The following is a 16,462-nucleotide window of genomic DNA, read 5'->3' as shown; positions in this document are numbered from 1 at the left end:
ATAATCATAGGTGAGCGAAAGTAAATCATCCATATGTTTGTATGGGAAGAAGGGTGTGATAAGGTTGCATCAGATCGAACAGGTATCAACGGTGATCATAGGCGCTTCATTCCTAGGTTTGGGGCTTGCCTCTCGTCTTGGCCCAGATGTTTTGGTTATCGAGCCTTCTAATGGTGTGGGGAACGAATTCATTCGCAGCTTCCGGCTGTCGGACCGCAAGTATACGCCTGTGACTGCAAGCGGTGTTGAACTGCTTAGGGAGCTTATCCTCAGGAATGTAACGGATAAGGAGGGAAGGCTTCATTTGCCGGGGATGATGCCGGTGATGATCCAGCATATCACTGGACAGAAGCTGCATGTGAGAATGCAGACGCAAGTTGTGGAGGTGCACCTTCGTGACGGAAAATTCGAAGTCGTGTGCTATGATGCCTCGGGATTTCGTTATTTCGTTGCTGACCGTCTGGTGGACACGACTTCGCAGTGTGTCACTAGGAATGGTCAGGGCTGTGTAAAGACCAAGAGCCTGAATATGATGCTGCTCGGTACCTTCGGCACTCATCACTCAGAGGAATCTTCAGCGTACACGATATACCAAGGGCACTTCCCGAACGAAACGGTGTTGAAATTCGCTGTAGATCCAATGGATGACTGGATAACGGCAAGAAGCAAATTGTTCGATTTTTGGCTTAATCGTCCGGAGCCATTGCGTCACTGCTCATTCGTGACGCACGCAGATGAGTTCGATATAGAGCTTGATACGATGCAAGCATCGATTCAACCAGGATGGGACTGGCTGCCTTCCGCCTATTATGCGAATCCGCTGGAAGCCTATGATCAGGGATACAACTTTGAGATTGGGGGTAGACGATGATGCGTTTAATGGAGAAACATGCTGGGGTGATTACGCCATCTGCTAGTAAGGGCGTATTCGAGGATCACTATGACGTTATCGTAGTAGGCCTCGGTACGGCGGGATCCATGGCCGCTATTCGTGCAGCCCAAAGAGGATTGAAGGTGCTAGGGCTTGAGAAGCTCTCTTGCATGGGAGGGACAGGGACGACAGGTGGTGTTGTAGGCTATTACTATGGCAATCGAGGCGGGGTTTTTGAATCCATAGACAGTCAAGTGGCTGCTTACCAGAGGCAAGATGATCTCGTACCTTTCCTAGGTGTGCATTCCGAGATTAAAAACTGGGTAATGGATTCCGAAGCGATGAAGGCAGGCGTCGATGTCGAATACGAATCTTATGTTATAGGAGTGTACCTGGAGGGCCAGGCGGTGAAGGGTTTGCGTTGGGTATCACCGAAGGGTGTTCATCAGACTTCAGCTAAGTTCATTATCGATAGTACCGGAAATGCGGAGGTTTGTGAGCTGGCTGGCTGCTCCTTCGATATGGGCAGGGAAATGGATGGGACCTGCCAGCCTTTCTCCAATGTGCAGATGAGATTGTACCCTAATCATAAAGTAGGCAACTTCTATACGGATTCAGGCTACATGGATATCAGTAAGGCGGAGGATGTGACCCGTGCGATCTTCGAATCGAATCTGTTAGGTACCCATTTGCAAGAGCGTTATGATGCAGAATCAATGCTGCTGAAGATCTGTCAGCTGCTAGGTATACGTGAAAGTCGCAATATCGTGGGGGAGGAGAGAGTTACCTTCTCAGATTTTCTTGAAGGCCGGGTGACAAGGGAACCTGTATTTCAAGGCTTCTCCAACTTGGATAACCATGGGAAGGATATGGCGTTCGAAAGCAATACCCAGCAGGATTGGCTTGTCGCAGCAAGCTTGTTCGGTCCTTGCTTCAACGTTCCAATCCCTAGAGAGGCCTTGATCCCAAGAGGATTTGACGGGTTGCTGGCCGCTGGCCGCTGTATTTCGCTTGATCATGACATCGCCTCTGCCATAAGGCAGAAGCGGGATATGGAGAAATGCGGGGAGACCGCTGCGAATATGGCCTATCTGTCCATTTCGGAGGAAGTTCCAATCAGAGAGATTTCCTATGAACAGCTGGTAGAGCTGCAGCTCGAGACCGGGTGCATGAGAGCAGGAGACCGACCTGAATTCAAGGAGATGACACCGCAAGAATCGAATGAAGAGCTAGCTGTCCCCGCTATGAAGTGGCTGAACGATCCGCAAGAGATAAAGGTTGCCTTAAGTTCGGATAAATCGGGCTTTGCTATCTGGTCTGCTAAGCGGTTGGGAGATCAGATGAGGGGAACCTTACAGGAGTGGATGGGTGAGCAGGATTACGGCTTGCTTCGTAAAAACTGTGCGTTGGCACTTGGTTTGATCGGAGATTCTGTTTGTTTGCCTGTGCTGCGGGAGATGGTATATAGCCGAGATCTCTATGTGCCAAAGTCTAGCCGTAAGTTCAATCAACCTCATGTATTTGCAGCCATTTATTTGTTGGGCCGGCTAGAGGATCAGGACATCATGCCAGAGCTGCTCTCTTTCATACGAAGTGAGGCTTTCATTGATAAAATGGATGTAGATCGAAGCAATGATGAATTCATTTTTGATCTCAAGGAGTTATATTTCCAGTTCTTCTCTTTCTCCATGATAGCTGCCATTCGAATCGCGGATGCTTTCCCGAAATGGAGAAGTCAAGTGACTGAGTTGTTAACTAATCGGCTCGCCGACCCTGAATTAGAATTAGTCATTACTCTAAAAACTCATATTAAAGAAGCGAATGGATTTTTGAAGAAAAATATGAATGACCGGGTTAATTACATTTACGAAAAGCGAGTCCAGCATTGGATTTAATAGGAATCAAATGGCTTTATCTCTTATAATAGGGAAAGGCCATTTTTCCTATTAAATCAGGGTTGGAGGTGCAGGGATGGATCAGGATTTCATGAATCGGTTTATGCCGAGAGTTATCGATGTTTTGATTCGGGATAAGGAGCACTGGAGCAATCACCAATATGAGGTGGAAATCCCTTTGACACGAATGTGTAATATGGGGTATGTCTTCAACGGCGAAGGGAAACTGGAGATTAATGATGAGAGCTATAAGCTGCGCAAAGGGTGTTTTTATCACGTCTCTCCGCCTGGTGTCCGATTGAAGTTTACTACGGAGTCAAGTAATCCGCTATTATATATTGCTGTGCATTTCGATTATCGATTAATGGAGTGGGAAGGACGAGAGTTAATTTCCAAGGTATCTCGTACTTCTTTGCGGCTTCCGCATGTGCTTGAGTTAGAGAGTGTGACGCGGGCAGAAGAGCAGTTTCGGCAGCTGCTTCAGCTGTGGAAGGATAAGGGGCCGGGGTATGAGTGGCGCTCCCGTAATTTTCTTATTCGTTTATTGGATCAACTGGAAGGTATGCAGGCGTCTAAGCCATTATCTGAATTAAGGGCAGAGCACTCGATTCACCGTGCTATGGAGCATGTACATGAACACTTCAGAGAACCATTAAACAGAGAAGAAATGGCACAATATTGCTCCTTGTCGGTCAGTTATTTTTCTCTATTATTTAAGAAATATACAGGATACAGCTATGTTCAATACCTACATAAAGTGCGCCTGGAGAAGGCCAAGATGCTTCTGCGCAATGGATTCGCTCCTGTTTCGGAGATTGCGCGTGATATTGGCTATGAAGATCCGCTATATTTCTCCAAGCTCTTTACGCGGGAAGTGGGCTTATCACCGAGGGATTATCGCAAGGGATAAAGGGGTTGATTAAAATGAAGCCTAAAATCTTTATTACAAGGAAAATTCCATCCAGTGCACTGGACAAGCTTGCATTGATATGTGAAGTGGACCTGTGGGACGAAGAAGAGATCCCTGTTCCCAGAGATGTGTTAGAGCAAAAGGTTAAGGATGTCGAAGGCTTGCTGTGCTTGCTTACCGAAGCAATAGATCAGCCCTTGTTAGAGAAAGCGCACCGTTTGAAGGTGGTTAGTAACATGGCCGTCGGCTACAACAACATTGATGTGGCCGAAGCCAGCAGCAGAGCCATTATGGTCACGAATACCCCGGGTGTGCTTACGGAGACTACGGCGGACTTAACCTTTGCTTTATTAATGGCGACCTCGCGAAGGGTTGTGGAGGCTTCCCAATATCTACGGAAAGGCGAATGGAAAACCTGGTCTCCCATGCAGCTGACGGGACAAGATATATATGGAGCGACCATGGGAATCATCGGGATGGGAAGGATTGGCCAAGCGTTGGCGAAACGGGCGAAGGGATTCGATATGCGGGTGCTCTACTTTAATCGGAGTCGCAAGCTTGATGCAGAGCAGGAGAACGGCATAGAATACGCAGAGTTGGATGCTCTTCTAACCCAGTCCGATTTCGTATGCTTGATGACTCCGTTGAGCGATGAGACGTATCATCTTATTGGGAAGCGAGAACTGGAGCTGATGAAGTCCACGGCTGTCTTGATCAACACCGCGCGTGGAGGAATCGTGGACGAGGAGGCCCTGTATGATGCGTTGACGCAGGGCGAGATCTGGGCTGCCGGTTTAGATGTATTCGAGCAAGAGCCCATCCGGATGGATCATCCGCTGCTCAAGCTGCCGAACGTAGTCACACTGCCCCATATTGGCAGTGCTTCCATTCGCACCAGGACGTTAATGGCTGAGTTAGCTGCGGATAATTTAATTCGCGGATTACTTGGACAACGGCCGGAACACTTGGTGAACGATTAACACCGAGTAAACTACTGCTTTAGCTTGGGGAAGATTGATGCACCACGAGAATTCCACATTAATTTGACCGCTATGTCACAGTTAACGGGAAACTTTAGCCTAATATACAGGGAGCAGATTGCCGCATGGTAACTGCCCCCTGTTTTCATTCACGGAATCGACTGAATTATATCATACTCTTCAAGCTCAGTAGGAGGCCGAATTCAAATCGCTTGTTTGGCACAATGGTCAAATAAAAGCTTAAAAAACGGAATTTGGGTACTGGAAAAAGGTATGGAGGGACAAAAAAATGTTCCGATCAGCGATAAGGTATATAACTAATCGGTTTCTGCATGTTATATTAATTTTAATGAGGGCGAATTTGAGGAGGAATACGGATGAAAGAGGAAGAAGATATGGCCCCAGGATGGGATGCCATTGAAGATGCGATGACCAAGCTATACGGAGATCAGAAGCCTATGCACTACGGCTCGTCGCTGCCTGCTATGTTCGGAGGTGATCCGCTGGACGGCATCAGTGTATATAAAGCGGAGCATCCTGCGCCGCATTGGCATATGGTGACTTTTGGATTTACGGAGCTGTACGGCAAGGAGAAGGAGGATAAGGAGCATAGCGGTTTCGGCTTTGAGCTGACCTTCAGGCTGAAGCGCAGCGAGACGGAGGAGCAGCCTCCGGCATGGGCGCTTGACCTACTGCAAAATATGGGAAGGTATATATACAAAAGCGGAAACCGATTCCGGTCGGGTGATTACTTGGATACCAATGGTCCAATCTGCTTGGGTTCGGATACGAAGCTTAAAGCGCTATGCTATACGGAGGATCCGGAGCTGCCTTCGATAGAAACGCCAAATGGGCGTATGGAGTTTATCCAAATGATTGGCATTACAGGGGATGAACGAGATGCAATGCAGACGTGGAATTCGCATGCCATGCTGAAAATCTGCGAGCCATATATGCCTTACTATATAACGGATCTCGAGCGGTCATCTTTGCTGATGCTGCCTGCGGTTGCCACAGCGGTGGAGGAAGGCTTGAAGCGTGACGGGTCGAATACGGGCTTCCTGTATGTCAGCCAATTAGGCTGGGAGCCGCCCGTGAAACGGCTGTTAAGAAAATCGCCGGCGGTGCTTACGCTTGGTGCCAAGCAGGCAGAGATTATCGGCAAGATGCTTTCGGGCCGCATTTTGAAGCAAAACCCTCTGTATCTCTCAGGTCCGAACGTTCGGGTAGCGCTGGAGCCGGGAGATAATCCGGTGATTGAAGAAGGTCCGGAGCACATTCGTATCGTGCTGGATGCGGCAACCGTTGCCGAGCTGTCAAGCAAGCTGCGGCCGAAGGAGGAGCTGATTAAGCTATCCTCCTTTAAGGGTCTAACCGTTCAGGTAGCCAAAACGTATATTAAAGACCAGCAAGACAATGTGGTAGAGACGATTGGTTGAAAGTTAACTTATTAAGGCTAAGAATAGGGCTTCTCAAAGGTCATCACAATGAGAGGCTGTATTCCTTTGTTAAGGGCTTGTCTGCATCGGCATTATGGACTTAAATGAGCCTCTACATTAATCTTTCCCATTCACTGTGGGACGGACGGCATTCTGCACTAAAACTGAATAACTTAAAAACACTTAAACAAGCCTGTCTTTATAAATAGACAGGCTTGTTTATACTTTTAATATATCAAGTTAAACGAAGAGCTTCTATATGTAGAAGAGCAAACGAAGGCATGAAAGTCAATTGTTATATTGACGGTTCACCAAATTGAATAATAGGAGAATACGTTGTACAATCTCTATTTTAGAGCATGGGACAAAAACATGATTAGTGTTTGATTACAGAAGATGACAAAGAGCTTTGCGTTCTTATAAAAAAATGTGTAGAGCAGGAAAATCTAACTGCTGTGACTGCTACCGGTGGTGCAGCCGGGCTGAGGTTGGCTGATGAAAAACGCGATACCTCTTTCGCTTGTCATTCTTGATGTAATGATGTCCGGCTTGGATGGTTTTCAAGTGCTTCAAAAAATTAGAGAAACCAGTAATGTTCCTGTTCTAATGCTTTTGTCGGCTATATGGAAACAATCGAAAACGGATTAGTACCCGGGCAGGAAAAAGACAAATATGTTCAAGTAGCTTCTGTTAAATTCCTTACATGTAAAATATTCTCATATTTTAGTAGTGAAAGTTCGCAGCACGGCAGTTTGTTGTGTCGGCTGTGATATTCAATAAACGAATGAAAGAATAAGCGGATTAAAGGGCACAAATGAGAAGTTGTTATAACGTTCATTATGAGACGGACAGATGACGTTGATGGAAATATTCAAGTTGGTTTAGTAAAAAGTGCAGGAGTGTGTATGCGTGGCAAATATTATTGATATTGCAAAGCTAGCAGGAGTATCCGTATCCACCGTATCAAGGGTAATAAACAATCATCCTTATGTCTCGGAGTCGAAGAGGGAAATGGTACAGCGAGTAATTGATGAGCTTGACTTCACTCCAAACCGGTTAGCTGTTGATTTAATCCGTAAGGAAACAAAATGCATCGGTGTGATCATACCATACAACAACAATCAAGCCTTTGATCAACTGCTCCATGGCGTACTCAATCGATCGGTTGAGCATGATTATTCTGTAATGGTGCTTCCTACGAAATATGATCCTGCAAAAGAGCTTCGCTGCTTAAACATGCTAAAAAATAAACAATTGGACGGAGTCATTATGACTTCTCGTTCCAATGATTGGAATTCGATCCTTTCGTATAGTAAGTATGGAACGATCGTTGCATGCGAGTTCACTGATCATCCCCAAATTGGGTGCGCCTATATTGATCGTTATGCATCTTTCGTGGACGCGTTCCAGTTGTTGAAGGACAAAGGTCATTCACGCGTCGCGTTTACAACAGCAAGAGGCGAAGAGAGTAGCAGCACACAGCTGACAATAAAAGCATATAAGCAAATATTTGGAGAATTGTCACCAATGTATCATTTGAATGATTGTCAAACGATGGATGACGGGTTTATAGCAGCACAGCGACTGCTTAATATGGATAGTAGACCCACAGCTATATATGCCAACGGTGATGAGGTCGCGGCAGGGATGTATCAGTGTGCAAAAAACATGAATTTAAGCGTACCGGAGGATCTGGCAATTATTGGCCAAGAAAATCAACCGGTTGGTATTGGACTGAGCCTATCTACAGTTGATCATCAGTTAGTAAAAGTTGGTGAACAAGCCTTTGATCTTACAATGGATAGAACCAACAATAAGGTAAAGATTCCCTACCAAATCATTATACGTCAGTCTACTTAGCTATTGACCTGAAAAGGATTTCATACTTTAGCATACGAATAGGAGTTCATTACTTATCATGCTAAGGAGGATGAAATGATGTACAAAACCGTTATTTTTGATATTGACGGAACATTAATCAACACAGAACAAGCGGTGTTAGGCTCATTACAGAAGCTGCTGGAGAAGAACTATAATCGGATAATGAAAAAGGAAGATCTCGCATTTGCACTTGGGATACCGGGAGCCGTATCTTTGGGGCAACTCGGTATCGAAGATATTGAATATGCGAATAAATGCTGGAATGATCTGATGAATGATTTCCGGCAAACCATTCACGTATTTGAGGGTTTTCAACAACTGCTTGCTAACCTGAAGAAACAATCCGTTGCAACGGGTGTCGTGACGTCCAAGACTAAACGAGAGTATCAAGATGACTTCGTTCCTTTTGGTCTCGCATCTTATTTGCCTTATGTGGTATGTGCAGATGATACAGATCGGCACAAACCTCATCCTGAGCCATTAGTTAAATTTCTAGATATATCTGATGCAAAGGCGGAAACCTCCATTTACATCGGTGATACGATCTATGATTACGAATGTGCCAGAGACGCCGGAGTAGACTTTGGATTAGCATTGTGGGGATGCAAACAACCTGATGCAATTCCGGCAAAATATAAGTTCGCGAATCCAGAAGATATTCTTGTTCTTTGGGATGACATGAAGTAAGTAATGATACGTAAACAAGGGAGATGAAATGATGAGTTTTAAAGTGACAGAGTACGTTGACGAGAGATTGGAAGAGATTGAAAAATTAAAGAGTGAAACATTCAATTGGTTAAAAAATGTAACCAAGACTGTTGATGAGCTGACAAAAGAAGAGGAAATAGAAATCTTAGAGAAAAAAATGATTTATTATTCTGCTTCTGGTGCGTTAGAGGAGCTAAGCAGATTAAAAGAGAAATTGGATGAATAGTCGTTATTGAACTAACCTCATTAATAAAGGGGAATCGAAATTGAGGGAAAAGATTAAATTATTTATGTCTTTACTATTTGCAGTATTTTTATTGAGTGGTTGTAATTCATATTCGAATGATAATGATGTTGATTTATTCCAATATAAAGGTTCATATGTAGGTGATAACAGTGCAGTATTTAATTCTGTTATTAATATAGAGGGAGCAAAACATTTGAGTGGTTTAGAGCTCAAAACAAAAGAAAAACCATATGGGATAATTGTAAACTATGATTGGTCAGATTCGGAACTAAATGGCAAAAAAACAGCTATTAACAATGCATCATACCTATTTGTACTATTACAAAATGTGGAATGGATAAACTTTAATTTTGAAAGGGGCGATGGTATAGAAGAATATAAAATTACAAGAGATAATTTACAAACATGGTACGGAAGAAATTTAGATATGATTGATAAGGAAGATCAACTAAAAGTCCTTATAACAGAATCTTTAGAAGATGAAGAGAAGGTAAACCAGCTTAGAACTAAAGGTTAGTGACATTCTTTTACTGATCGACTCCCCCATCGAAGAAAAGCTGATTGAGATGTTAACAAATGCCAAGGAAATAAATATTGGGCTTGGTTATAAGAATGTACTTTGGAGCAGCTTCATTGGCCGCTTATTTAGTGTGAAGAAGAAACCTATAGCCCCTCATTTGCTCCCGAAACGGACGATCGGAGGATCAGGAAGATGTGGGATACGATGAATGGATATTTTGGATAGGTAAAACTACTATGTCGGGGGATAAGAACATATTGCTATTGAGAGTCGCAAATTTTGCGGCTTTTTAGTTTTATATCCCCCTCTACAATCTCATATCGAGACACAAACACAGCAAAAACAATTATGCGATACGATGCCACATTACCTCATACATGAGATCGTATGGCATTTCTTAATCTTAATACACCTTCCTTTAATTCCGAATCAGATAAATGTGCAAAAGATAAATAAATACCATGTTTCGTGCTTAGAGCTGTGGAAGTACTGACTTCCGAGTATATAACCCCTTGTGTTCTTGCTAAAGTCCGGAAGGTATCATAACTCGAGGAATCCCCTTTCCACCAACCAAAAACATGAAGTCCCGCTTCGTTTTCCACCCAATCAAACCAAGTCGAGAGCTCCTGTTTTAATAGTTTAAGTAACAGATGAAATTTGCGACTATACAAGCGATTCATCCTACGCAGATGCCGCTCATATTGACCACTTGTCATAAATGCTGCTAAAGCTCGCTGCTCTAATAAATTTACTGGTCTAGGTTCATATAATGCTTGAGCTTTTCTAAATGTATCAGACAATGATGGAGGAAGAACGACATAACCAAGTCGCACTTCAAATGGCAATGTTTTGGTAAAGCTGCCAATGTAGATTACGCGTCCATCTTTATCCAGTGTTTTCAGAGGTTCTACATGCATTCCGCGATATCTGAATTCACTATCGTAATCATCCTCCACAATCATAGCATCATGACGATGTGCCCAGTCAAGCAAGGTTCGTCTGCGTTCAAGGCTAAGCATTTCACCAGTAGGAAATTGCCTGGATGGCGTGACAAATAACATACGAGCATCCCAATCTTGAGGAACAATTCCTTGACCATCAAGATTGGCTTCAATCAACTTCGCACCCGTAGCCAATACAGCCTGAGAAATTCCGACGTAACAAGGGCTTTCTGTCACCACATGATCACCAGGATCTGCAATTAATTGCGTAAGAAGTGCTATAGCTTGCATGGAGCCTGCAGTCACAGCGATCTGATTCGAATCGACCTGGATTCCCCTCATCCTTCTTAGGTAGGCAGCAATAGCTTCTCTCAATTTTGGCTCTCCCAATGAGTCCACAGTTGCGTAAGTTGTATTGGAGTAATGCTCTCGATGCCGTACCTCCGCATACAGTCGATTGTTCCATTCATCGTAAGGAAATTTGGTTAAATCGGGTTGATATTTGCTAAAGTCAATTAATGCTTCACTTGTTAAGCGGGTAACTGTTGATTGTGTATGTCTTTGAGGTGTTGTTTGCACAAGCTGCTCTATACGATTTCCCCAAGCGGATAAGTGCTGCGGGCTATATTGGGTTGTATTCTCCACCTTGTTAAACTCACTTTGATAAGCAACAAAGGTACCTCTTCCATGCTGTGAATGAAGATAACCTTGAGAAGTTAACATATCATAGACCTGATTCACGGTTCCTCGAGAAATTTGATACGTTGCAGCTAATTCTCGTGTAGATGGCATCTTCTCACCGTGCAAGAGATTCCCCTCATGAATAGCTTCGCGAATGGCATGATACAGAGCCTTCATCTTGGTATAATGGCGGTTTAAATATGAGCTATAAGCGGCATGAAATTGCATATGACCTCCGTAATTAAGAAAGTGGTACAATGAAATTATAAATTATTGGATCTTTTTAATTGTCAGTTTCCCCTTTATATTAATCCATAGATTCAAGTCAATCAAGAACTGAAAAGAGCTGTGATTAGATTGTTAAACATGGTATAGGGGGAATAGAAGTTATGAGAACAGGTACAGATCGTGTCAAAAGAGGGATGGCTGAAATGCAAAAAGGCGGCGTCATCATGGACGTTATGAATGCAGAGCAAGCAAAAATCGCAGAAGCGGCAGGGGCAACTGCCGTTATGGCTCTTGAGCGCGTCCCTTCCGATATTCGCGCAGCCGGCGGTGTCGCTCGCATGGCAGATCCAACGATCGTTGAAGAGGTTATGAAGGTGGTCTCTATCCCAGTGATGGCTAAGGCGCGTATCGGTCATTACATAGAAGCAAAAGTACTGGAATCCCTTGGCGTAGACTATCTGGATGAAAGTGAAGTCCTTACACCTGCGGATGAAGTGTTCCATATTGATAAACAGGAGTTCACCGTACCGTTTGTATGTGGAGCAAAAGATTTGGGAGAGGCTCTTCGCCGTATTGGTGAAGGGGCATCCATGATTCGTACAAAAGGTGAACCAGGAACGGGTAACATTGTGGAAGCAGTCCGCCATATGCGTCTGATCAATGGTCAGATTCGTAAAGTGCAAAACATGTCCAAGGATGAGCTCTACGCTGAAGCTAAAGTTCTGGGTGTGCCTTACGAGCTTCTGTTTGAAGTTCACGAGAATGGTAAGCTTCCTGTCGTTAACTTTGCAGCCGGCGGTGTTGCTACTCCGGCAGATGCTGCACTAATGATGCATTTGGGAGCAGACGGAGTCTTTGTTGGATCTGGTATTTTCAAATCGGACAATCCTGAGAAGTTTGCTCGTGCCATCGTTGAAGCCACAACACATTATACGGATTATAAACTGATTGCCGAAGTATCTAAGAACTTGGGTACCCCTATGAAAGGGATTGAAATTTCTAAACTGACTGCAGCAGAACGCATGTCTGATCGCGGTTGGTAAGAGGAGAATTAGAGTCACGCATACCCAAAAATCAAACTATACCCTTGGAACTCGTTTCCGAGGGTTTTTTCTACATGCACTAAAGAATCATTGTTTGGATCTAGATCATGATCGGCAGCGATTAAAGGAAGGAAAACCACCACAACAAAGACCGATATTCAACCCTTTTATGAAGGAGGATGGTAATCGGATACTTACATAAAAATGGAGAAATTCGAATCATATACTTGTAAAATGCAAATATATATTGTATAACTGAAGCAAGAGGTGAGCTTAGATGGAAGAAAGTCCGAGAGAACTACTACAAGTGACTGCACGCCGATTCGGCCTTCTGAATAAGAATTGTTGTAGTGTAGGGACTAATGAAATATCAATGATCCAAAGCCATATTCTTTATGAAATTGATCGACAGCATGAGCCATCTATGCAGCAGATCGCAGATTCACTCGGTATGGATATCACTACATTTAGCCGTCAGGTGCAAACGTTGATTAAAAAGAATTTAGTCAAGAAAACAACACATCCCGAGGATCGTAGAGTATATATTCTACATCTTACGACCGAAGGGAAATTCGTGGCTACAACGATTGATGAGAATATGAACAGTTACTTAAATGAGGTTTTCTCTTTTATGAATGAATTTGAGCGTGAAACTGTTCTGCGATCGATTAAATTATTAAATGAAAGTATGCTTAAATCAGACAAATGCTGTACTCCTATGGGGTGATCTTGAAGATCACCCCATATATAAAATATATACTTGCATATTACAAATAAAAAATAAGTGAGGTATGTGAAATGAAGGAAATCCAATTCAAACAGGTTCAGAACAGTTGTTGTGCTCCTGAAACCAAGCAAGATTTAGTGAAACCGGACAGTAACCTGTTCACCAATCTTCCTGTTGCCATCATTGGAGCCGGTCCGATCGGACTTGCTGCAGCTGCACACCTTATTGAAAGAGGAGAACGTATTATCATCTTTGAGTCGGGATCTGAGGTTGGAAGTCATATTAAGGAGTGGGGGCATGTACAATTATTTTCCCCTTGGCAATATAACATCGACAAAGCAGCGGCTAGATTACTCGAGAAAACGGATTGGGAAAGACCAAATGATGATGATTTACCTACAGGTAAAGAGCTTTTGGAGCAGTATCTATATCCATTGTCCCGATTGCCTGAAATAGAGTCCAACCTAAAGCTAAATGCAAAAGTAACAGCAGTCAGCAAAAAAGATATGGATAAAATGAAAACCTTAGGGCGTGAAAGCCAGCCATTCATTGTATTCGTGGAGGAAAACCAATTAACAACCCTGTATGAGGCAAAAGCAGTTATTGATGCGACAGGCACGTGGGGGAAAGCGAATCCGATCCATAGCAGCGGGATATGGACGAAAGAAGAAGGAGACCTTAAAGAACATATTTTTTACGGAATTCCTGATATTACAAACAGAGATGGAGAACGATTTAATGGTAAAAAAGTGGCTGTAATTGGAGGAGGGCATTCGGCAATCAATTCAATGCTGGAACTGTCTGAAGATCCAATTACGAAAATTTTCTGGATCATGCGGAAGAGTAAAGTAGGAAATGCGTATGGCGGGGAAGACAATGACCAATTGAAGGCTAGAGGTGCACTCGGAAGTCGAATTCATCGACTTGTAGATCAAGGTAGAATACAGGTCTTTACACCATTCCGTATGCATCAGTTGAAACAAGTGGATGGTAAAATCAATATTATCGGCATGAGCCTTGGTGGAGTAAAGCAAGTTGAGGGCATAGATGAAATTGTTGTGAACACAGGAAGTCGTCCGGATTTCTCGTTCTTAAGCGAGCTGCGACTGAATATCGATCCAACTACGGAGAGTGTAGAAACGCTAGCTCCACTTATTGATCCTAATGTACACAGCTGTGGAACGGTTCGTCCACACGGTGAAAAAGAACTTCGGCATCTGGAAAAGAACTTTTATATGGTAGGCATGAAGAGCTACGGCCGAGCCCCAACCTTTCTAATGGCGACAGGCTACGAGCAGGTGAGATCCATTGCTGCATACCTGGCAGGAGATTACGAAGGCGCCGAAAAAGTAGAGTTGGAATTACCAGAGACTGGCGTATGCAGTATAAATAATGTATCCGATCAAGCTGAGGAGAGCTGCTGTTCTACAACACCTGCTGCTAAAGTGTCTTCATGCTGTAGCTAAGCTAGTGAAACTCAAATATATAAGATAATTTAGATGGGCCCGCCGGATGACGGGCCTTTCTGATGTTCATTAGATTAGATTTTCGGAGCTCATTTTCTCGACTATCACGGCATCGAGCCACTCATCCCCTAACATTAAAAATTAAGGAGAAAAGCTAAATGAACTATGACTATAAAGCTGCTTTTTCGCAGACGGATATTACTCCCGATTTTCCTGTAGAAATGATTGGCCGTTCGCCTGAGAAGAATAAAGTAAATGGTATTCATTATCCATTGAGTGCTCAAGTAGTACTGTTTGAACATCAAAATGACCGCTATTGCTTGATTGCCATAGATAGTTAGGCCTTACCACAGCTCTATCAAATGAATTACGTGAAAGGGTTGCGGAAGCATTGGACACTACTGCCGTTAATGTTATGCTCAATTTTTCCCATACCCACTCGGCACCAGATCCTTTTTCGCCGCTTAATGGACAAAAATATTATTCGCTCCTATGTGATAGAGTGGTTTCCTGTGTAAAGGAATCGCTAGTAAATTTACAGCCATGCCTCGTCTCCTGGTCAGTTGGTGAAACAGATATAGGTGAAAACCGGCGGGACGGGAGCAGCGTTGTGGATAAGCGACTTGGAGCATTGCAAATTGTTAATGCTACTACTCAAAAATCGATTGTGATGCTATTACGGGTTGTGCACATGCCATTGCCTGCGTTTGTAGTGAAGGCGAAAAAAGATGGGGCTTCGAAGGCCGCAACTGTTGTTTCGAATGGTCCTTTTAAGATTAAACAAGGGCAAAAAGGGAAGCTCTCGAAGGCCCGCCGCATGGCAGCCCTTCGCTATGCAATCGAGAGACGATAGTTCAGAACAACAAAGCGTCAGCTGATTAAGGATCAGTTTGAAGTAAAGGGAGGATAGCGGGGCGATCACTCCTGCTGGAATAATGCTTTTCCTTGCCTTTCTACCCAATCCTCAAAATTCATAAGCTTTGGGTGCAAATTACGCAGTAGTTTAATATCCACTTCATATCCTTCACCATTTAACCATTCGTATAAATCGGCTAATGTTTCATTATTTTTCCGAACTGTCTCAATAGAAAGATGAACATAGCTAATAGAACGACCGGTTGCCTTAGCAATTGCTGCGGCGATATTGGGTGGAGTTAGAGCATCACCGGCAATTTCGATAGTCTTTCCCAAAAATACATCCGGATGCCTGAAGGAAATTTTTACGAAAACGCCAATGTCTTCGACAGCAATAAGTTTGACAGGAATATCTGGTTTAATCGCTTCTGTTAACGTACCATTCTGAATCCCAATCAATGAATTTGCATAATTTTCCATAAAACTTGAAGGTCTCAATATTGTTGCAGGAAGACCCAGTTTTTTTATATATTTTTCGATTTCCCACTTGGCGAGATAACGAAAGCGAGCCTGTTTGTCTGCACCGCTAACCGATGAATAGACAAAGTGGCGAACTTGTGCAGCTTTCGCCGCATCGGCAACGTTTTTACCCATTCGTAATTCTTTTTCGGTAGCTGCATCGCTCGGATTCCATTCAGGAGGCTGCACACTGAAAACTCCGTACACTCCTCGCATAGCTTCATCTAAAGAATTGCGATTCTCCATGTCCCCCTGGAAAAGTTGTGCTCCAGCCTGAGCTATGATTTTGGCTGTTAAACTTGAGGGGTCCCGGGTTAATGCTCGTACTTGCCAACCGTCTTCAAGTAATTGTCTCGTAGCTGCACCACCTTGTTGACCAGTAGCTCCAATCACTAAAATACTCCTATTATAACCAGACATAAACTTCCTCCTAAATGAATTGGTTTGGGTGTGAGTAAAGCAATATAGCATCTAATAAGCCCTGGTGAAATTGTAATTCATGAATTATAATTTTATAAGGAGGCACTTTTTTTAGTTCTACTAACAAAATG

The 16,462-nt window shown here is 43.5% G+C and carries 16 protein-coding genes; 14 read left to right on the top strand and 2 right to left on the bottom strand.

What is annotated here, in order from left to right; genetic code table 11:
* The first annotated feature begins 64 nt into the window (after window positions 1-64).
* The 9 genes from ACFSVM_RS10230 to ACFSVM_RS10190 all read left to right on the top strand — a co-directional run bounded on the left by ACFSVM_RS10230 (window position 65) and on the right by ACFSVM_RS10190 (window position 9,448).
* Window positions 65-871 (top strand): hypothetical protein, encoded by an 807-nt coding sequence (locus ACFSVM_RS10230; protein ID WP_379261883.1) that lies wholly within the window; start codon window positions 65-67, stop codon window positions 869-871.
* The gene (locus tag ACFSVM_RS10225; RefSeq protein ID WP_379261881.1) at window positions 868-2,766 is read left to right on the top strand and encodes an FAD-dependent oxidoreductase; all 1,899 of its coding nucleotides are present in this window, start codon (window positions 868-870) and stop codon (window positions 2,764-2,766) included. Before ACFSVM_RS10230 ends, ACFSVM_RS10225 begins: the two co-directional genes overlap by 4 nt.
* A gap of 76 nt (window positions 2,767-2,842) precedes the next feature.
* The gene (locus ACFSVM_RS10220) at window positions 2,843-3,676 is read left to right on the top strand and encodes an AraC family transcriptional regulator (RefSeq protein ID WP_076314024.1); all 834 of its coding nucleotides are present in this window, start codon (window positions 2,843-2,845) and stop codon (window positions 3,674-3,676) included.
* A gap of 14 nt (window positions 3,677-3,690) precedes the next feature.
* Window positions 3,691-4,656, top strand: coding sequence for a 2-hydroxyacid dehydrogenase (locus tag ACFSVM_RS10215; protein WP_076314025.1), 966 nt, complete (start codon window positions 3,691-3,693; stop codon window positions 4,654-4,656).
* A gap of 377 nt (window positions 4,657-5,033) precedes the next feature.
* Entirely contained in the window at window positions 5,034-6,095 is a 1,062-nt protein-coding gene (locus tag ACFSVM_RS10210) for a suppressor of fused domain protein (RefSeq protein ID WP_090728112.1), read from the top strand.
* A 909-nt stretch (window positions 6,096-7,004) separates the two neighbouring features.
* Window positions 7,005-7,955 carry a LacI family DNA-binding transcriptional regulator gene (locus tag ACFSVM_RS10205; protein WP_379261878.1) on the top strand — a complete coding sequence of 317 codons (951 nt, stop codon included), beginning with the start codon at window positions 7,005-7,007 and terminating at the stop codon, window positions 7,953-7,955.
* A gap of 75 nt (window positions 7,956-8,030) precedes the next feature.
* On the top strand, window positions 8,031-8,663 hold the full coding sequence (locus ACFSVM_RS10200) for an HAD family hydrolase (protein ID WP_379261876.1): 633 nt from the start codon (window positions 8,031-8,033) through the stop codon (window positions 8,661-8,663).
* A gap of 28 nt (window positions 8,664-8,691) precedes the next feature.
* Window positions 8,692-8,910, top strand: a complete 219-nt coding sequence (locus ACFSVM_RS10195) for a hypothetical protein (RefSeq protein ID WP_379261874.1) — start codon at window positions 8,692-8,694, stop codon at window positions 8,908-8,910.
* 40 nt (window positions 8,911-8,950) lie between these two features.
* Window positions 8,951-9,448 (top strand): DUF4825 domain-containing protein, encoded by a 498-nt coding sequence (locus ACFSVM_RS10190; protein ID WP_379261872.1) that lies wholly within the window; start codon window positions 8,951-8,953, stop codon window positions 9,446-9,448.
* Window positions 9,449-9,822: 374 nt separating this feature from the next.
* Here the strand turns inward: ACFSVM_RS10190 and pdxR are convergent, their stop codons facing one another.
* On the bottom strand, window positions 9,823-11,301 hold the full coding sequence (gene pdxR / locus ACFSVM_RS10185; RefSeq protein ID WP_379261870.1) for a MocR-like pyridoxine biosynthesis transcription factor PdxR: 1,479 nt from the start codon (window positions 11,299-11,301) through the stop codon (window positions 9,823-9,825).
* Between the two features lie 161 nt (window positions 11,302-11,462).
* Here pdxR and pdxS point away from each other — a divergent pair, with 161 nt between their 5' ends.
* The 5 genes from pdxS (at window position 11,463) to ACFSVM_RS10160 (ending at window position 15,390) form a co-directional block, all read left to right on the top strand.
* Window positions 11,463-12,344 (top strand): pyridoxal 5'-phosphate synthase lyase subunit PdxS, encoded by an 882-nt coding sequence (pdxS, locus tag ACFSVM_RS10180; protein ID WP_076314032.1) that lies wholly within the window; start codon window positions 11,463-11,465, stop codon window positions 12,342-12,344.
* A gap of 277 nt (window positions 12,345-12,621) precedes the next feature.
* A complete protein-coding gene (locus ACFSVM_RS10175; protein ID WP_076314033.1) occupies window positions 12,622-13,071 on the top strand; it encodes a MarR family winged helix-turn-helix transcriptional regulator in 450 nt (149 codons plus the stop codon).
* Between the two features lie 71 nt (window positions 13,072-13,142).
* Window positions 13,143-14,537: an NAD(P)-binding domain-containing protein gene (locus ACFSVM_RS10170; RefSeq protein WP_379261867.1), complete on the top strand. Its 1,395-nt coding sequence runs from the start codon at window positions 13,143-13,145 to the stop codon at window positions 14,535-14,537.
* A 158-nt stretch (window positions 14,538-14,695) separates the two neighbouring features.
* On the top strand, window positions 14,696-14,878 hold the full coding sequence (locus tag ACFSVM_RS10165) for a hypothetical protein (RefSeq protein WP_379261865.1): 183 nt from the start codon (window positions 14,696-14,698) through the stop codon (window positions 14,876-14,878).
* Window positions 14,879-15,147: 269 nt separating this feature from the next.
* Entirely contained in the window at window positions 15,148-15,390 is a 243-nt protein-coding gene (locus ACFSVM_RS10160) for a hypothetical protein (protein WP_379261863.1), read from the top strand.
* Between the two features lie 65 nt (window positions 15,391-15,455).
* Here the strand turns inward: ACFSVM_RS10160 and ACFSVM_RS10155 are convergent, their stop codons facing one another.
* Window positions 15,456-16,331 (bottom strand): NmrA/HSCARG family protein, encoded by an 876-nt coding sequence (locus ACFSVM_RS10155; RefSeq protein WP_379261861.1) that lies wholly within the window; start codon window positions 16,329-16,331, stop codon window positions 15,456-15,458.
* Window positions 16,332-16,462 lie beyond the last annotated feature (131 nt).

It is taken from the genome of Paenibacillus shunpengii (genome assembly GCF_042684905.1).
In the GTDB taxonomy this organism is placed as follows: Bacteria; Bacillota; Bacilli; order Paenibacillales; family Paenibacillaceae; genus Paenibacillus; species Paenibacillus shunpengii.
The sequence above is the reverse complement of the archived record's forward strand: the minus strand, read 5'-3'. Positions and strand labels throughout refer to the sequence as shown.